The organism is Methylocystis iwaonis (assembly GCF_027925385.1).
GTDB lineage: Bacteria > Pseudomonadota > Alphaproteobacteria > Rhizobiales > Beijerinckiaceae > Methylocystis > Methylocystis iwaonis.
Genome location: NZ_AP027142.1, coordinates 3,212,051 through 3,229,091, shown reverse-complemented (window position 1 = coordinate 3,229,091; position 17,041 = coordinate 3,212,051). Strand labels below are relative to the sequence as shown.

The 17,041-nt window shown below is 64.5% G+C and carries 12 protein-coding genes, 1 tRNA gene and 2 pseudogenes; 5 read left to right on the top strand and 10 right to left on the bottom strand.

Going from position 1 to position 17,041, the window contains the following annotated elements:
* The first annotated feature begins 27 nt into the window (after positions 1-27).
* Positions 28-2,706 carry a sensor histidine kinase gene (locus tag QMG84_RS15450; RefSeq protein WP_281928977.1) on the top strand — a complete coding sequence of 893 codons (2,679 nt, stop codon included), beginning with the start codon at positions 28-30 and terminating at the stop codon, positions 2,704-2,706.
* 12 nt (positions 2,707-2,718) lie between these two features.
* On the top strand, positions 2,719-3,408 hold the full coding sequence (locus QMG84_RS15445) for a response regulator (RefSeq protein WP_281928976.1): 690 nt from the start codon (positions 2,719-2,721) through the stop codon (positions 3,406-3,408).
* A gap of 1,672 nt (positions 3,409-5,080) precedes the next feature.
* Here the strand turns inward: QMG84_RS15445 and QMG84_RS15440 are convergent.
* From QMG84_RS15440 to QMG84_RS15415, 6 genes and pseudogenes are all read right to left on the bottom strand, one after another.
* Positions 5,081-5,134, bottom strand: a pseudogene (locus QMG84_RS15440) (hypothetical protein); the annotation flags it as partial.
* Between the two features lie 414 nt (positions 5,135-5,548).
* A pseudogene (locus tag QMG84_RS15435) lies at positions 5,549-6,113 on the bottom strand (replication initiator protein A); the annotation flags it as partial.
* Between the two features lie 161 nt (positions 6,114-6,274).
* Positions 6,275-6,350 (bottom strand) — tRNA-Lys (locus QMG84_RS15430).
* Between the two features lie 152 nt (positions 6,351-6,502).
* Positions 6,503-6,742, bottom strand: a complete 240-nt coding sequence (locus QMG84_RS15425) for a DUF1467 family protein (protein WP_202072088.1) — start codon at positions 6,740-6,742, stop codon at positions 6,503-6,505.
* A 3-nt stretch (positions 6,743-6,745) separates the two neighbouring features.
* Positions 6,746-7,150 carry a methylmalonyl-CoA epimerase gene (gene mce, locus QMG84_RS15420; RefSeq protein WP_202072089.1) on the bottom strand — a complete coding sequence of 135 codons (405 nt, stop codon included), beginning with the start codon at positions 7,148-7,150 and terminating at the stop codon, positions 6,746-6,748.
* A gap of 73 nt (positions 7,151-7,223) precedes the next feature.
* Positions 7,224-8,531 carry a winged helix-turn-helix domain-containing protein gene (locus tag QMG84_RS15415; protein WP_281928973.1) on the bottom strand — a complete coding sequence of 436 codons (1,308 nt, stop codon included), beginning with the start codon at positions 8,529-8,531 and terminating at the stop codon, positions 7,224-7,226.
* Positions 8,532-8,844: 313 nt separating this feature from the next.
* On the opposite strand from QMG84_RS15415, the gene QMG84_RS15410 reads away from it, so the two are divergent.
* Together QMG84_RS15410 and QMG84_RS15405 are read left to right on the top strand one after the other, a co-directional pair.
* Complete coding sequence (locus QMG84_RS15410) at positions 8,845-9,177, top strand: hypothetical protein (RefSeq protein WP_281928971.1); 333 nt, start codon at positions 8,845-8,847, stop codon at positions 9,175-9,177.
* Between the two features lie 42 nt (positions 9,178-9,219).
* Positions 9,220-9,792, top strand: a complete 573-nt coding sequence (locus tag QMG84_RS15405; RefSeq protein ID WP_281928969.1) for an NnrU family protein — start codon at positions 9,220-9,222, stop codon at positions 9,790-9,792.
* Between the two features lie 185 nt (positions 9,793-9,977).
* Here QMG84_RS15405 and gltX read toward each other — a convergent pair whose 3' ends face one another.
* Positions 9,978-11,321, bottom strand: a complete 1,344-nt coding sequence (gene gltX / locus QMG84_RS15400; protein WP_281928967.1) for a glutamate--tRNA ligase — start codon at positions 11,319-11,321, stop codon at positions 9,978-9,980.
* Between the two features lie 209 nt (positions 11,322-11,530).
* Here gltX and QMG84_RS15395 point away from each other — a divergent pair, with 209 nt between their 5' ends.
* Positions 11,531-12,673 carry a ceramide glucosyltransferase gene (locus QMG84_RS15395; protein WP_281928965.1) on the top strand — a complete coding sequence of 381 codons (1,143 nt, stop codon included), beginning with the start codon at positions 11,531-11,533 and terminating at the stop codon, positions 12,671-12,673.
* Between the two features lie 201 nt (positions 12,674-12,874).
* Here the strand turns inward: QMG84_RS15395 and QMG84_RS15390 are convergent, their stop codons facing one another.
* From QMG84_RS15390 to QMG84_RS15380, 3 genes are all read right to left on the bottom strand, one after another.
* Complete coding sequence (locus QMG84_RS15390; protein WP_281928963.1) at positions 12,875-13,324, bottom strand: DUF1810 domain-containing protein; 450 nt, start codon at positions 13,322-13,324, stop codon at positions 12,875-12,877.
* 289 nt (positions 13,325-13,613) lie between these two features.
* Positions 13,614-14,993 (bottom strand): class II 3-deoxy-7-phosphoheptulonate synthase, encoded by a 1,380-nt coding sequence (locus QMG84_RS15385; protein WP_281928961.1) that lies wholly within the window; start codon positions 14,991-14,993, stop codon positions 13,614-13,616.
* Positions 14,994-15,281: 288 nt separating this feature from the next.
* Positions 15,282-16,592, bottom strand: coding sequence for an IS4 family transposase (locus tag QMG84_RS15380; protein WP_281928760.1), 1,311 nt, complete (start codon positions 16,590-16,592; stop codon positions 15,282-15,284).
* Between the last annotated feature and the right edge of the window lie 449 nt (positions 16,593-17,041).

The following is a 17,041-nucleotide window of genomic DNA, read 5'->3' as shown; positions in this document are numbered from 1 at the left end:
ACGGAGATCAGGCGGAGCTAAGAAGCCTTGTCGCGAGACGAGTTCGATCGCCGCCCTGACCCCGACGCTCTCCTCGCCTTGAGCGAGAAGGAGGGGCAGGGCAAGCTGCGCGTCTTCCTGGGCGCGGCGCCGGGCGTTGGCAAAACCTACGCCATGCTCTTGCGCGCCCGCGCGGCAAAGGCCGATGGTCTGGATATTGTGGTCGGCCTTGTAGAAACGCATGGCCGCGCCGAGACGCAAGCGCTGCTGGAGGGGCTCGATGTCCTGCCGCGCCGGCGCAGCGAATATAAAGGGCGCGCGATCGATGAATTCGATATCGACGCCGCGCTCGCGCGCAAGCCCCAGCTCATCGTTGTCGACGAGCTCGCCCATACCAACGCCCCCAACAGTCGGCATCCGAAGAGATGGCAGGACGTCGAGGAGTTGCTTCAGGCGGGAATCGACGTCTGGACAGCGATGAATGTCCAGCACCTCGAGAGTCTCGCCGACGTCGTCACGCGCATTACCGGCGTCGCCGTCCGCGAGACGGTGCCCGACCGTCTGTTGCAGGACGCCAATGACGTCATCCTGGTCGACATCACGCCGGACGAGCTTCTCCAACGGCTGAAAGAGGGGAAGGTATATGTTCCCGAGACGGCCAGGCGGGCGACGCAAAACTTCTTCACGCCGCGCAATCTGACGGCGCTGCGCGAGCTGGCCCTCAGGCGTACGGCCGAGCGCGTCGACGATCAGATGGTCGATTTTCTGCGTCAGGGCGCGATCGAAGGGCCCTGGGCGACCTCGGAGCGCCTTCTGGTTTGTGTCGGACATGACAGGACGTCGCTCGCCGTCGTGCGCGCCGGCGCGCGCCTCGCCACTGGCCTCAACGCCCCGTGGATCGCGCTTTATGTCCAGCTTGCGGGCCAGGAGGAGCGGTCTGCGGAGACCGTGCGGAATATCGACGCCGCTCTACGGTTGGCCGAGCGGCTCGGAGCGCAGGTCGAACGCCTGTCTGGCGACGACCTCGCGGCGGAAGTTCTCAAATACGCGCGCCGCGAGAACATCACCCAGATTGTTCTCGGCCGCTCGCGCGCCGGCCGCCTGGCGCGACTCCTGGGACGATCTTTCACCGACGAAATTGTCCGGCGATCGAAGGAGATCGCTGTCCATGTCGTCGTGGACGATATGGGGACGACCGAGCCTCGGCCCCGTCGATGGCGGTTGCCCTCGCTTCCAGAGACAGGGATTTCGGTTCTGGGGGCTATCGGCGCGGTCTCACTCACCGTCGCTTTTGGTTATTTGCTCGATTACTGGCTGCATCCACCCAATCTGTCCGTCGTCTTCCTTCTGCCTGCCGTCCTGTGCGCCGCCCAATTCGGGCTGCTTTCAGCGATTGCGGCCGCAATCCTGTCCTTTCTCGCCTGCGACTTCTTTTTCATCGAACCGCGATATGTGTTCACCATTTCCGAGCCTGAGGAATTTTTGGCTTTGGTCGTCTCCCTAGTCGTCGCGGTGATCACCGGCACGCTGGCGAGCAAGATGCGCGAGCAGGCCCAGAAGATGAGGCGGCGGGCGCAGGCGGCGCAGGCGCTCTTCGAATATTCCCGCAAACTCTCCGCCGCCAAGGATCTCGATGAAGTCCTGTGGGCCGCCACGATGCAAATCCAGAAGGCCCTCAACGCGCCATGCGTCGTTATGATGATGCCCAACGACGGCGCGCTGCGGCTCGGCGCCGCCTGGCCGCCTTTGGACCAGCTCGACGCTGGCGAAGCCGCCGCGGCGCGCTGGGCGCTCGAAAAGGGAGAAGCCGCCGGCTGGCGGACAGGAACGCTCCCAAGCGTCCGGTTCCAGTTTCGTCCGCTTGCGACGGGGCGCGGCGTCCTCGCCGTTTGCGGCGTCGAGCCACGACATCCGAGCGAACCCTTTTCCGCCGAGGAGGAAAGCGCCCTGACCTCGTTGATCGAGCAATCATGCGTCGCGATCGACCGGTCAATGCTGGTCGGCGACTCGATCCGGGCGGCGGCTCTGGAGGAAAATGAAAAGCTGCGCACAACGCTGCTGGCCTCGCTGTCTCACGACCTGCGCACGCCTCTCACCTCCATCACCGGGGCGGTGACCAGCCTGCGAGAGCTCGGCGAAAAACTGCCGAAGGCCGATCGTGACGATCTCTTGTTGTCGATCGAAGAAGAAGCCGGGCGGCTTTCCCGGTTCGTCGCCAATCTGCTGGACATGTCGCGCATCGAGTCGGGCGCGCTCTCGCCGCGCCGGGATCTCGTCAATGTCGCAGAAGTCATCCGGCGACTCGTCGAAAGATGCAAAAAGGCGTTTCCCGGCCAGAAACTCGGGGTCAGCGTCGCCTCCGATCTCCCGCCTATTCGTGGAGACGCCAATCTGCTGGCGCAGGTTCTCTTCAACCTTGTCGACAATGCGCAAAAATATGGCGGAGAGACCGGCGCCGTCATCCATGCGCGGCGCGAAGAGAAAGATGTAGTCGTCACGGTGACCGACGAGGGGCCCGGCGTGAAGGCCGCCGATCTCGAGCGCATTTTCGAGAAATTCTATCGAAGCGGCCGTGTCGATGGGCGCAAGGCCGGCACGGGCCTCGGCCTGTCGATCTGTCGCGGTTTGGTGAGTGCGATGGGAGGAACCATCGTCGCGCAGAGTCCCGCGGTCCGACGAAAAGGAACGAGGATCGTCATGCGTTTCCCTGCCGTGTCCGAGCAGTAGGAGAGCAATCGCATGGAGAAGCTGCGCGTCCTCATTGTGGATGACGAGCCGCAGATCAGGCGCGTTCTCAGACCTTCCTTGACCGCGAGCGGCTACGAGGTGCAGGAAGCCGCAAGCGGCCATGACGCGCTCATGCGAATTTCCGAGCGCCCGCCGGACCTCGTGATCCTCGACCTCGGCCTTCCGGATATCGACGGCAAGGAGGTGCTCCGCAAGCTGCGGCTCATGACGATGAAAACGCCTGTCATCATTCTATCGGCCCGCGAACGAGAATCCGAAAAGATTGCGGCGCTCGATCTCGGCGCCAACGACTATGTCGAAAAGCCCTTCGCTATGGGCGAGCTCCTCGCGCGCATGCGCGCGGCGCTGCGCCTCGCGCATGCCGCAGACGCGGAGCCGGCAACCGTTACGGCTGGCGCCTTATGCGTGGATATTCCCAAGCGGCTCGTGACCAGGAGCGGACAAAACTTGCGCCTCACGCCAAAGGAGTTCGACCTTTTGGCTATCCTCGCGCGCAACGCCGGGCGGCCTCTCACGCATCGCGAGATACTGCGCGCCGTGTGGGGGGCGTCGCATCAGGACGACGTGCAATATCTCCGCGTTTTCATAGGCCAGCTGCGGGCTAAGATAGAAGACAACCCCGCGACGCCCCGGATTCTCCTGACCGAGACGGGGATCGGCTATCGTTTCATCGCTGATTAGACGCGTAACGGGCCGCAGCGACTCGGAGTCTTCGCTGTGAGTGAACTGATCATCCTACAGAATGGTGGTGTGAAACGGAGGCCGACTTTCTTCGGCTCCAAGCATCATCGGAGGATGACCATGGAGCACGGCTTGATGTAGTCGCGGCTAATCACGAGATCGCGGCCGTTGGCTCGGCCCCGCACCAGGACATGGATGTGGGCATGCTCGGTGTTCCAATGGTCGATCGCCGCCCAGTCGATTATGGTCCCGAGATCACGGTCCATCTAGCCCATGAGATCACGGGCGAAGGCTCGCAAGTCGGAGGAGCTCCCCGGCGTCATCTAGCGAGACAATGAACCGGAAATGATGACGATCCCCCGCCATCGCCCCGCGAAGGCGCGCGCGTACGCTTCGCCGCCGACATGCGTTCGGCTGCGCCGTCGCGGTTGACGCCGTCGCGTTGCAGATAGGTAAGATGGCGCGGTGAGCGGCGCCGACTTCGGACCATGTCGCACATGAGTGGCGGCTAGCAGGCGCGACACGAAGCTCCTTGTTCTTCCCGGCTTCGTCGAGCGGATGCGGCCGGGCCGGATGCGAATGTCGTCTTCATGGGGCATGACGAATCGCGGGCGAGGTGGAAATTGATACGTCGTTGCAACGACTTGCAAGGGCCGAGAGGCTGCGCATCGAAATCGCAGCCTGTGTTAATGCCTTGAAGGACAACGACAAACCGACCGCCGGACAAAGCCGCAGGCTGTCCCTTTTATCCTGCCTTAGCTCGGTCGCTTGGGCTCCCTCGGCGGGGTTCGCGCATAAAGGCGCGAGGACATACGCAATTCTGCGAAGGCTGGGGAGCCGCGTCTTGGGATGCGCCTGATAGCCGGCGAACGGCGAAGAAGTCGGAGGAGCGCGGAAGAGGAGCAGGCGACGAAGCGTTGGAACCCCTCGCTACTAGCCGGTTTATTGCAAATACTGCGACGTCTGGCTGCGGTGGAACCAGAGAGCGACGTGCCGATCGCTCGGGTTCTGAAGTTCGGTTGAGGCCCGGTGTCCGCATGCCCTTTCCGACTCGGTGAACGCAACAAAGATTGGAGAAGCACGGTTACCGGAAGAAGCCAGATAAGGCGCCGCGGAGTTTCCGCCGAGTGAAACTGCTACGCAATCTCTCGGACATGATTCGTCGTTTCGGCTGACAAAGAGCGACCGCGAAGGTAGTCCTCACATCACCTTGGGTCGGCGTCATACGCCGCCAGAAAGCCGTGCTCGCCATATTGGTCGAGCAACTCCCGAAGGTAAGTCGTGAGGATCGAAATGATCGACGCCAAGGCCGTAGTGCGTCCGCAATCCGGCTAGGTCTCCGGCATGAGCTGCATGAGGCGACCGCGCCTTCGCTGGAGACGGATGCAGCTTCTCCGTTGCTTTCAGTGCGCATTATGGCGCGCAGCCAATGGACCGGTAGACGGAAACGATTGAACGCCTTCCTGAGCGCGCTTGTGATGGCGAGACGGCGCGATGTTCGCTGGCGTCGACAGAGATAGTGTGGTCTGCTCGGCAAACATTCTGCCCGGGAAGCGCCGCGATCGGTTTGATCAGTAGCGCTCCTTTGGGCAAATAGCCGCGGACGGCGAGCCCAGACATCGATGCGCGAGACAAGCGTTCCATGCGCATTCGACGCGCAGCGGATGATGTCGAAGATAGCGAATGTCGCGACGCGCCGCCGGCGATCGAGCGTTCGTTCGCTGATCGGCGTGCCGAAGCGTAGCCAGCGTTCGATCTTGCCCTGTGACGAAGCAGAGATTGACTTCGGTCGGCGCGCTCATGACCGGCCTCCGATCGGGTGATCATCGAAGGGAGACGCGAGCCAAATTCGGTCCTTAACGACGTCGCTATCGGCTGGACGGTCGGCGCGCTCACGTTGTGAGCGCCGAGCTATGGGCGCTCCTTCTTCTCTTACCGGGAGGCTTTTCGCTCGTTCGGCCCGCGGTCAGGGGGCGGGCGCCCGCCGTTAGAAGGAATCCGAAGGATTCCGAAGTTAGTAAGTTAGGAGCGCCGTGAATGACGCAGTGACAATGCATTGGGCACCAATTTGGTCCCCGATAGCACGAGGATTCGGTCCCCGATAGCACGATAGGCGCGGTCCCCGATAGCACGAGCCTATTCACAGCTTTTCCCAAGCGGCGAGGCGACGATCGAGGCGCTGGACGGCGCGCTCGAGGGGATCGGTGGTGAGCGGCGTGAAGATGAGAAGTTGCGGTCGAACGGGCCTCGGCGAATGTCTGGGAATGGGCTGCGGTCGAACGATGTCGCGTGTTTCGAAGGCAAAATGTTTGAGCGGCGAGAGCGCGCCGGACTTGGCGTGGAGACGCGTGAAATCGAAGCTCCAACCTCCCGGCTGATTGCCGGCGTGCTTGCAAACGAGGCGATAAAGCCAGCGCTCCAGACCGCCCGTCAGCGAGAAATAAGCCCGGTCGATTTTGAGCACCAAGGCTTCTTGAGGATGCCCTCGTAGAACCAGTCAGGATGATGAGTTCAACGCCGAGAGGGCGTCCGCTCGGATCTGCGGTCTCCTTCCATTCGTTGGTCGAGGAGAAGCGCCGTCGCCGGCGCCCGGTGCATTGACGGATGGATGTCACGACGTTCGTCGATTGCAGGCGGCCGAAGGCGGCGCGCAGCCGTTGATAGTTGCGCGCGCCCGAGGCGGGGCCGGTGAAGGTGAGGATCTCTACTCGCTCATGGCGAAGCTAAAGACGCAGTTGTTCGGGCCCTGACTTATCGGGCTTGCCCGCGGCATCCTATAAATTTTCAGTGAGGCGCGAGTGGTCACCATGTGGTCACCAGCCTATAGCGCGCAGATACCACGCGACGCTTATACCTTTGATTTTCTTGGTGAGCGCGCCGGGGCTCGAACCCGGGACCCCCTGATTAAAAGTCAGATGCTCTACCGACTGAGCTACGCGCTCTAACCGTTTTGCCCCGTCACATCTGGCGGCGGCTGTAGGCAGGCGGGTCGGTCCGCTTGCCGGCCGCTGGCGCGGCTAGCGTTCAACTACCGGCCGCCGCGGGGCGGGTCAACCCCGGTTCGGCCCGTTCGGCCTTCAATTGCCCCAAAAAGCTAGCCGGCGATGAAATTGGCGGCGATTACGACCAAGCCGAAGATCAGGGCCGCAACCACGGTGGTGATCGCGGCTTTCCTAGCGAGCTGGGGCGCGACGGGCGAGCCCGGATCGGCGCCTTCCGGCAGCTCCTCGCCCGCTTCCTCGGACGAGCGAACGCCGAGCGGCAGGACCGCAAGCAGGGTGATCCACCAGATCGTGACGTAGATCGCCAGGGCGAGGGGAAGCGGGAAGGGCATGGGTCAGGCCTGCTCGAGTTCGATCAGCGTGCCGCAGAAGTCTTTCGGGTGCAGGAAGAGCACCGGCTTGCCATGCGCGCCGATCTTCGGCTCGCCGTCGCCCAGAACTCTGGCGCCCGCGCCCTTCAGTTGATCGCGCGCCGCGAGGATGTCGTCTACCTCATAGCACACGTGATGGACGCCGCCGGACGGCGACTTGGCGACGAAGCCGGCGATCGGCGAATTCTCGCCATAGGGCTCGAGCAGCTCGATCTTGGTGTTCGGCAGTTCGACGAAAACGACGGTAACGCCGTGTTCGGCAAGCGTCTCGGGCTCCGTTACCTTTGCGCCCAGCGCGTCGCGATAGACCGCCGAGGCTTTTTCCACGCTTGCGACGGCGATAGCGACGTGATTGAGACGACCGATCATTCTTTAATTTCCCCAAGCCGAGCGGCGACGCCGCGATGTTGCTCGCGGCATTAAGGCCACGGCGGGACAAATATCAACCGTCCTCGACGATCTGGATCGGGCTGCCGCGCAAGCTGCTTATTTCGCTGCGCAGAGGCGTGAGGCGCGGTTCATGCGGCGCGAAGACGAACCAGGGGCAGCCCTCGTCGCGCGCCCGACGGAGCGACTCTCTCGCTTCGGCGTCTCGGCCGAGCGCCAGTTTTGCGGCCGTCTCGAACAGACGGGGCGGCGCAAAGTCGCCATCCGGCGAACAGGCGGCAAGGGCCGTTTCGGCCTCGTCGTGCCGTCCCGCTCTCGCGAGCACATAGGAAAAGGCGGCGAGAAGCAGCGGGTCGTTGGGCGTCGCCTGCAATCCGTGTCGCGCCGCTTCGTGAGCGTCGTCATGCTTTCCGCACAGGCTGCACGCCGTGGCGGCGACAACGCGCAGGCTGGCGGCGTCGGGCCGCAGATGCAGCCCCCGGCGGGCCAGCGCGTCGGTCGCTTCGGGATCGCCGGCGCAGAGCTCCAGCCAGGCGCGCAAGCTCAGAAGCGTTTCATCGTAAGGGCAAACCCGCAGCCCGGCTTCAACGTCCTGAATCGCCTCGGCCAGCCGATCGCCCCCCGCGAGCGCCCAGCCGCGGTAAGCCCGCGCCCTGCCGTAATCGGGGTCTTGCGCCAGCGCTCTGTCGAGCATCTCCAGCCCCTCGTCGAGCCGCGCCGAGAGCGTGGCGCGCGCCCAGCCCAGCGCGGCCAAAGCGGGAGGAAAATCAGGGGAAAGCGCGAGCGCGCGGCCGGCGTCGGCCTCGATCATCGCCGCCGCTTGCGCGGGGCGCAGATGCCCGCGAACGACGCGGCCGGCCGCGATATCGGCGGAAAGCGACCAGATCGCCGGCGATTCGCCCCCGTTCTCGACCGCGGCGGCGATCGCCGCTTGCGCCCGCGCGTAGCCGTCGCGGGAATGCGTTCCAGCGAGCTCACAGGCCGTGCGCCAAAGATCGAGAATGCGTCCCTCGATGGCCTCTGGCGGCGCGCGCATCGGCGCGCTCTCGGGGTCGGCCGGCTGCACTTTCGCGCGCAGGGAGAGACCCCGGCCATAGGCGGTCGCGATCAGATCGCCGGAGCCGGCTTCTCGCAGCGGCTTGCGCAAGAGGTAGGCGCAGCGGTCGATCGAATCGTCCGACGGCGGGCGATCCGGCCATAGTCGGGAAGCGATCTCGGCCTTCGAGACGACTCCCCCATTCGACTCGAGAAGAAGTTCGAGCAGTTGGCGGGCCTGGGGCCCGAGGTGAATCGGGACGCCATCCCGTTGTAAGCCGGTCTGAGCGCTGTAAAAAAATCCTGCGAACCTGACAGAACCGACCATCGTCCCCTCCCGGGTTACAATGTCCGATTTCCGCTGTCTGGCGCAAGACCTTAAAATAACAAATCTTTTTGCCTCTGGCGTTGCGAGAATCTCGCAAATGCCGGGCATAAAAAAACGCCGGGCGTACCTCCGGCCCGGCGTTTTTAGAACTTCCGAGCTGTCGCCCAGCGGTTCTAAGGCCGGTTTAGAGGGGCAGGGTGACGGGCAAATGACATTGCGCCGACGTTGCGTCACCTTGGCCGGCGACCGCTGGTTGTCGCGCGGGCGAAGCGTTAGACTGCAAAACAGACTTCTTTAAGGATAGGAAAGCGCGATGCGTCTTGTGCTCGCTATGCTCTTGCTCGCGGCCGCCCCTGCGGCGGCGGCCGACATAAACGACTACCCCACCTCGGCGCGCGCCGATTATGTGTTCGCCTGCATGAAAGCAAACGGCGATTCGCGGCTGTCGCTCGAGCAATGCTCCTGCTCCATCGACGTGATCGCGAGCATTCTGTCCTATGACAGCTATGTCGCCGCCGAGACCGTCGCGAGCGTCAATCAGCAGCCGGGACAGATCGGCATGATGATGCGCAACACGGGCGCCGCGCGCGATACGTTGGAAACGCTGCGTCGCGCGCAGGCCGAAGCGCAAGTGCGCTGTTTTTGAGGCGTATAACTCTTTTTGCCAACGGCGAGGAGCCAACCAGACATGCTCGTTCTTATTCTCGGCATAGCGCTTTTCATTGGCGTCCATGTCTTTTCCACCCTGCGCGGCGCGCGCGGCCAGCTCGTCTCGCAATATGGCCTGCAGGCCTATAAGGGCGCTTATTCGCTTGTCGCGCTTCTCGGTCTCGTGCTGATCGTCTGGGGCTTCTCGCGCTATCGCGCCGAGGGAATCGTCCAGATCTGGGACCCGCCGTCCTGGACGCGCCATCTCGCCATGCCGCTGGTGTGGATCGCCTTCGTGGCGCTTGCCAGCCGCCGCGCGCCGCCCTCGCGCATCAGAGGCTGGCTGCGTCATCCGACGCTCGTCGCGTTGAAGAGCTGGGCGACGGCGCATCTTCTCGTCAACGGCGATCTCGGCGGCATGCTGCTTTTCGGCTCTTTCCTTGGCTTCGGCGTCTATGACCGAATCGCCGTCAAGCGGCGCGGCGACCTCGGCGCGCCGCGTCTCGACGCCTTCACCAAGGGCGACGCCATCGCGCTCGGCGCCGGCACGGCGCTTTATGTGTTGTTCCTTTTGCTGCATCCCTATCTCTTCGGCGTCTCCGTTCTGCGCTGAGCGACATAACCGCTTGGATAGCTCTCAATGGCATCTGTCATTCCCGGCGGGCTGAAAGCCCGACCGGGAATCCAGAGCCAGAGTAGCTGGTCTTGCTCTGGATTCCCGATCGCTCGCTGCGCGAGCGTCGGGAATGACAGCGCACCAGTCGACCAAAATTCATATGACTTCGGAAGAGGGCCCTCTCAGCCCGCAAGGCGCGCGATTGCGGTCATGCGCCCGATCAGCGGCAGGAGCGCCGCGAGCTCGGGACCGCTTTCTTCCCCCGTAAGCGCGAGGCGCAGCGGGTGGAACAGCGCCTTTCCCTTGCGGCCCGTCGCCGTCTTCACGTCGCCGACCCAGGCGGACCAGGTCGTCTCGTCCCAGGGCTCCTGCGGCAGAAGCGCGGCGGCCTGTGCGAGGAACTCGGTGTCCTCGCGGACCGGCGCGATCTCGCCCTCGACCACACGCCACCATTTCAGAATATCCTCGAAGGTCGAGAGATTGCCGCGCGCCGCGCGCCACAGCGGCTCCGCCTTGTGGCCGACGACGTCGAGCGCGGCGAGACGCTCGCGCACATCCTCGAATTCGAAGAGCGCCAGCGTGCGATGCGTCAGCGTCGCGAGATCGCCGGGGTCGAAGCGCGCCGGATTGCGCGAGACATGGGCGAGATCGAAATGCCGCCCAAGCTGGGCGAGCGTGCGCACGGCCTGCACATTATCGGAGGAGCCGGTCAGCGTCGCGAGCGCCGCGACGGCTAGCGCCTCATAGCCTTCCTCGCGCAGCGAGGCGATGGAGAGCGAGCCGGTGCGCTTGGAAAGCCCTTCGCCGCTCGCGCCGATCAGCAGATTGTGATGGGCGAAAGCGGGCGGCGGCGCCTGAGGCGCAAGCGCCGCGAAGAGCTGGAGCTGCACGGCCGTGTTGGTCACATGGTCCTCGCCGCGAATGACATGGGTGATCTTCATGTCGATGTCGTCGGCGACGGAGGGCAGGGTGTAGAGGAAGCTCCCATCCTCGCGGATCAGCACCGGATCGGAGAGCGCCGCGCAATCGATATGCACAGGCCCGCGAATGAGGTCGTTCCATTCCACGACGCCCGGCGCGAGCTTGAAGCGCCAATGCGGCCGGCGGCCCTCGGCCTCGAGCTTGGCGCGCTCGGCGTCGGAAAGGCGCAGCGCGGCGCGGTCGTAAACTGGCGGCAAGCCGCGCGCCTGCTGCATTTTGCGGCGCTTTTCCAGCTCGTCCTGCGTCTCGTAGCAGGGGTAGAGGCGACCCTCTTCGCGCAATTTTGCGGCCGCGGCCTCATAGAGCGCGATGCGCTCCGACTGCCTGAAAATCGCGTCCGGAACGACGCCGAGCCAGGCGAGATCGATTTCGATCGAGCCTGCAAATTCCTCGGTAGATCGGGCGAAATCAGTGTCATCGAACCGCAGTATGAATCGTCCATGGTGCATTGTGACGAACAAATAATTGAACAACGCGACCCGCGCATTGCCGATATGGATGCGGCCTGTCGGGGACGGCGCGAAACGAACGATCGGAGAGGTCATGAGGAAGCTTCGTCAGGAGTTTTCGCAAAGCGAGGGCAGGGAAAAGAATCCCGCGCCGCAACCCTTTTGCCAAGAGCCGACGTTTTTGTCAGTCGGAATATTGAGCTGGCCGCGTCCGGGCCTGGCGCGCCGCGCCAACCGTCAGGCCGAAGCCAGCCTTCGCCTGCGCCGCCAATCCGCCCAAGTCGACGCGTGAGCCGAAAAACTCGATGATCCTCGCCTATATCTGCGCCGGATGGTGCGCCTTCATCCTCGTTCTCAACTTCGCCAGCATGTGGCTCATGGGCCGCAAGTGCCGCGCCCGCGAGCGGAACATGCCGGCTCCGGCCGATGCGCCCTGGGTCAGCATCGTGCGCCCGGTGCGCGGCCTCGAGGCTTTTTCGGAGGAGACGCTCGGCGCGACCTTCGAGCTCGACTATCCCCATTATGAAATCATCTTCTGCGTGCAGTCGCCGAGCGATCCGATCATCCCGCTCGTCGAGCAATTGATCGAGGCGCATCCCGAACGCGACGCGCGGCTCTTGATCGGCGACGATTACGTCAGCGCCAATCCCAAGCTCAATAATTGCGTCAAGGGCTGGGAGGCGGCGCGCTACGACTATGTGATCCTCGCCGATTCCAACGCTTTGCCGCCGCGTGATTATGTGCAGACCATGCTCGCCGCCTTCCGGCCGGACACGGCGATGACCGTCTCCATGCCGATCGGCTCCCGCCCGGTCGGCTTCTGGGGCGCGGTCGAATGCGCGATCCTCAACACCTTCCAGGCGCGCTGGCAATATGGCGCCGAGGCGATCGGCGCGGGCTTCGCCCAGGGCAAGAATATGATGTGGCGGCGCGAGGTGCTCGACCGCGCCGGCGGCATTCGCGCGCTCGGCGCCGAGATCGCCGAGGACGCCGCCTCGACCAAGGTCATCCGCGCCCAGAACATGCGGGTGCGTCTCGTCGACATGCCGTTCGAGCAGCCGCTCGGCCAGCGCACGGCGTATGAGGTCTATTCCCGCCATGTCCGCTGGGCGCGCCTGCGCCGCGTGACGTTCCCCGCCCATTACGCGCCGGAGTTCATGAACGGCAGCTTCGTGGCCGTGGTGCTCGGCGCCTATGCAGCGCTGGAGTTCGGCGGCGACGCGGCTTCCGCCGCTTTGACCGCCACTGCGATTGTCGGCGCGCTGCATGGCGGCGAATTGTGGCTGGCGCGCGTTTGCCGCTTCCCGCTCGACTGGCGCACGCCCTTCGCGCTGGCGATGCGCGATCTGCTCCTGCCAGTGATGTTCGTCGACGCGCTTCTGTTCGACGATTTCGTCTGGCACGGCAACGCCATGACTGTGCGCGAGGTCGAGGATACGGTGGGCTGACGCTGCTGTCGCAGATAGGATCGCCGACAAAGTGGCATTGACGCCCCTCGTGCTTCGAGACGGCTGCTGCGCAGCCTCCTCAGCATGAGGGGCTTCTGCATCTGCGCCAAACACATAGGCCTCATCCTGAGGAGGGCGCGAAGCGCCCGTCTCGAAGGACGAGGCCGCCTCCGAAGTTCGTAAACAAACTGAAGGGCGCATTCACCGCCCTTCTTCTTTTAGCAATTCGAGCGTTTTCGGATCTTCCGCGCCGTCGAAAAAACGCGCCAGAGCCCTTGCGAAAAGCGGCTCCTGCGGCGCGGCATGCGCAAACAGCGTCATCGACGAGCGGAACTTCATCGCGTCGGTTGAACCCAGGACATCCTCGGCGCTGCGATCGCCCGTCGCCAGCATGGCGCCCACGCATTCGCGCAACCGCGATCCAAGAGCGGGATGGGCGAGATAGGCGCGGGCTTCATTAAGCCCGGAAAGACCGTAGAAACGGCTGGCCTGACTGAAGCCGAGACCCGTCAGTTGCGGAAAGACATACCAGATCCAATGGCTGGTTTTGCGCCCGGCGCGCAGCTCGGCGAGCGCCTGCGCGTAAGAGCCCCTTTGCGCCTCGATGAAGCGCTGCAGATTGAAAGGGTCGTTGTTTTCCGGTGCGCTCATGGCCGCCAGCTCCATCCCTTTTCCCATCGTCGCCACAAGCATCTTAGCGGCGTAGCGGCGGGTGGGGAGAGATATAGCGTGGCAGCTTCACGCCGCGCCTTCAGGCGCAGCGTCAACGGCTATATATGATATCCGCTTGGTTGGTTCGGTTGTCATTCCCGACGCTCGCGTAGCGAGCGATCGGGAATCCAGAGCCAAACCAGCGCTTTTGTGGCTCTGGATTCCCGGTCGGGCTTTCAGCCCGCCGGGAATGACATGACCCTAAGCGAGCTGTTCAACGGAAAGGGTTTTACTCCGCCGCGTGTTGCTCCGGCACGCCGCGGGAAACCCGCTCCGCCTTGAGCAGTTCGGCCACGAGGAAGGCCACCTCGATGGCCTGTTCCGCATTGAGGCGCGGATCGCAATAGGTGTGGTAGCGGTCGCGCAGATCGTTTTCCGAAATGGCCCGGGCGCCGCCGGTGCATTCGGTGACGTCCTTGCCGGTCATTTCGAGATGGATGCCGCCGGCATAGCTGCCTTCGGCCTGATGGACCTCGAAGAAGCCGCGGATTTCCGACATGATCCGGTCGAAGGGGCGCGTCTTGTAGCCGGCCGCGCTGATCGTGTTGCCGTGCATCGGATCGCAGGACCACACGACATTGCGGCCCTCGCGGGTGACGGCGCGCACGAGCGCCGGCATGGCGTCGCCGATCTTATCCGCGCCGAAGCGGCAGATGAGCGTCAGCCGCCCCGCCTCATTGTCGGGATTGAGGGCGTCGATGAGGCGCAGCAATCCGTCCGGCGTGAGGCTCGGACCGCATTTCAGGCCGATCGGGTTCTTGATGCCGCGCATGAACTCGACATGCGCGCCTTGCTCCTGGCGCGTGCGATCGCCGATCCACAGCATATGGCCGGAGGTCGCGTAATAGTCGCCCGTCGTGGAATCGATGCGGGTCAGCGCCTGCTCGTAGCAGAGCAGGAGCGCCTCGTGCGAGGTGTAGAAATCCGTGCCGCGCAGCTCGGGATGGTGCTCGGGATCGAGGCCGATCGCGCGCATGAAGCCGAGCGTTTCGGTGATATGGTCGGCGAGCTTCTGATAGCGCGCGGATTGCGGGCTGTTCTTGACGAAGCCGAGCATCCAACGATGCACATTTTCGAGATTGGCGAAGCCGCCGGCCGCGAAAGCGCGGATCAGATTGAGCGTCGCCGCCGACTGGCGATAGGCCAGCAACTGACGCTGCGGATCGGGCTCGCGGGAGGCGAGCGTGAATTCCAAGTCGTTGATGATGTCGCCGCGATAGCTCGGCAGCTCCTGATCGCCCTTCTTTTCAGTCGGCGAGGAGCGCGGCTTGGCGAATTGCCCGGCGATGCGGCCGACCTTGACCACGGGCGAGCCCGCCGCATAGGTCAGCACCACCGCCATCTGCAGGAAAACGCGGAAGAAATCGCGGATGTTGTCGGCCGAATGCTCGTTGAAGCTCTCGGCGCAATCGCCGCCCTGAAGCAGGAAAGCCTTGCCGGCCGCCACATCGGCGAGCTGGCGCTTCAGATTGCGCGCCTCGCCGGCAAAAACGAGCGGGGGAAAGCCGGCGAGCTGCCTCTCGACATCCGCGAGCGCCGCCTGGTCGCGATAGACCGGCGTCTGCTCGATCGGCAAATTCCTCCAACTGCCCGGCGTCCAGCGTTCCACTTTCCAAACTCCACGAAATCAGCCGCCGCGAGTCCATGGCCTCCTGAGGCCACGGCTTTGGCGTGAAAGGCGCTTATAGAGGAAAATTCGAGACGGCGCGACCCTTTCCGGCGTCTCGCTGGACGCCCCGGCCCTGATTGGCTGCGCGCAGGGAAATGGGCATCATTTCCATCACTGAAACGCCCCCTCCCTGTCCCTCCCCCGCAAGCGGGAGAGGGGACGCTCGCGATCTGCATTGCTGATGAAGGCCACAATCTACCCCCTCTCCCGCGAAGCGGGCTATCGGATTCACACATCGTAGAAGGTCAGCGCGGCTCCGAACTTTATTCGTCGAAAGTCGTCGAGGCCCTGGCGCATTACTTTGGGGCCGGGCTTTCCGTAATAGGCGGTCCAGCCGCCGAGCCTGGCGACGACCCAGGCGGCGAAGGCGAGGCTGCCTTTGCGGTGGGGGTTCTTCTGGCGGGCCGTCGCGCCCTCGAGCTTCGCCGAGACGGCCTCGAGCAGCGCTTCGTCCTCGGGCTCGAAAGCGTCCGTCAGCAACTGGTCGGTCGCGCCGTCGCGCGCCTTGACCAGTTGCATGACCGTCACAGCGGCGACCGCCGTCGCCGCCACCAGCTTGATCATCACTTTCGGATCGCAGATGTCGGCCTGCTCGATCTCGAAGCCCGCCGTCTTCAGCGTGCGGAAGAATTCCTCGATGGTCCAGCGCATTCGATAGAGGTCGATCACCCGGCGCGCCTCGGCCAGGCTCGTCGCCGCATGGGTCGTGAGAAGCCGCCAATGAATGGGCGCGACGCCCTCGGCGGCCCCGACCTCGCGCACGTCGACCAAAGTCACGCCGACCGCGTCCGGCAAGTCGCGCGCGCCGTGGCGCGGCTTGCGCAAAGTGACCGGCGAGACGCGGACCGCGAGCGCCGCCTTGCGCGCCTTGCGTCCCGGAGCCGCCGGGATCTCGGCGACGAAGCGGCCCGCCTCGGCCAATCCGTCGGCGAAGGGGAACAAAAGCTCGATCGCATCCTCGCCGTCTGCGGCGATCGTCCGGTTCTGGCAGGCGCGCACAATCAGCTCCACGCCGCCCGGACGCTGCGCGAGATGCGCGTAGATGTCGCTCTCCCGATCCGAGACGACAGTGATCCGCTTCGCCGCCGCGAAATCCTCGCGCGCATGCGTCGCCACATCGAGCCAGCGCTGCGATTCCTTGTCCGCGAGCGCGCGCGAGCGCCGCGCCGCGACCTTGGCCCCCGTGTCGCGGTTCCAGACCTCGGCATGAGCGAGGCCGAGCAGCGCGCCCGTGCCGGCGTCGAGCGCCAGGGCCGCGTGCAGCAAAAGGCCGCGCGTCCCGCCGCCCTTGCCGACCGGCCCATAGCCGTTCGCCTGCGCGCGCTTGCCGCCGAGCGCCAGCTCGCTGGTGTCCTGCGCCACCACTATGTCGCGACCCGCCGCCCGCGCCGCTGTGAGCCCGGCGGCGTGCCGCGCCATCTCCTCGGCGGTCACCGCAGGATTGCGCAGGAAGCGCGCGAGCCGCACCTCCTGCGCCCGCCGCCCGCCGGCGATCCGACGGATGCGCGCGCACGGCCGCGCGACGAGGCCCCGATGCAACGAGACCCCCCTTTTTCCAGGCGGCGGTCGCCGAACCGCCCCAGTCCATACGAAATCGCCATGCCCCACCCCGCGAATCAAAACGCGACCAACGGAATCAAACAGACCCGACCGAGGCAATCACGATGTGTGCATTCGATAGCGCGAAGCGGGGGAGGGTTGGGGAGGGGGCAATGCAGCGCCACAAATCCCGCCGCCGTGTCCGACGCGAGGCGATACAGGAAGCCGGGACGCCCCGGCCCCGTTCGGCCGGTAGCGTGAAAGAATAAGCGCATCGGAACCAGAACGTCCCGGCTGCGGTCTTTATTCGCGCGCACCTTTCCGGGCCGAAGTAGCGCCATCTTGTGGCGGTTCCTCCGTCCGGCGCAGCCGCCAGACGGCGCCTGCTTCTTTCCCAAAGGCTTTGCAGCCTTTGGGCGCGTCGCAAGGGCCTCGACATGCGCCGCCTT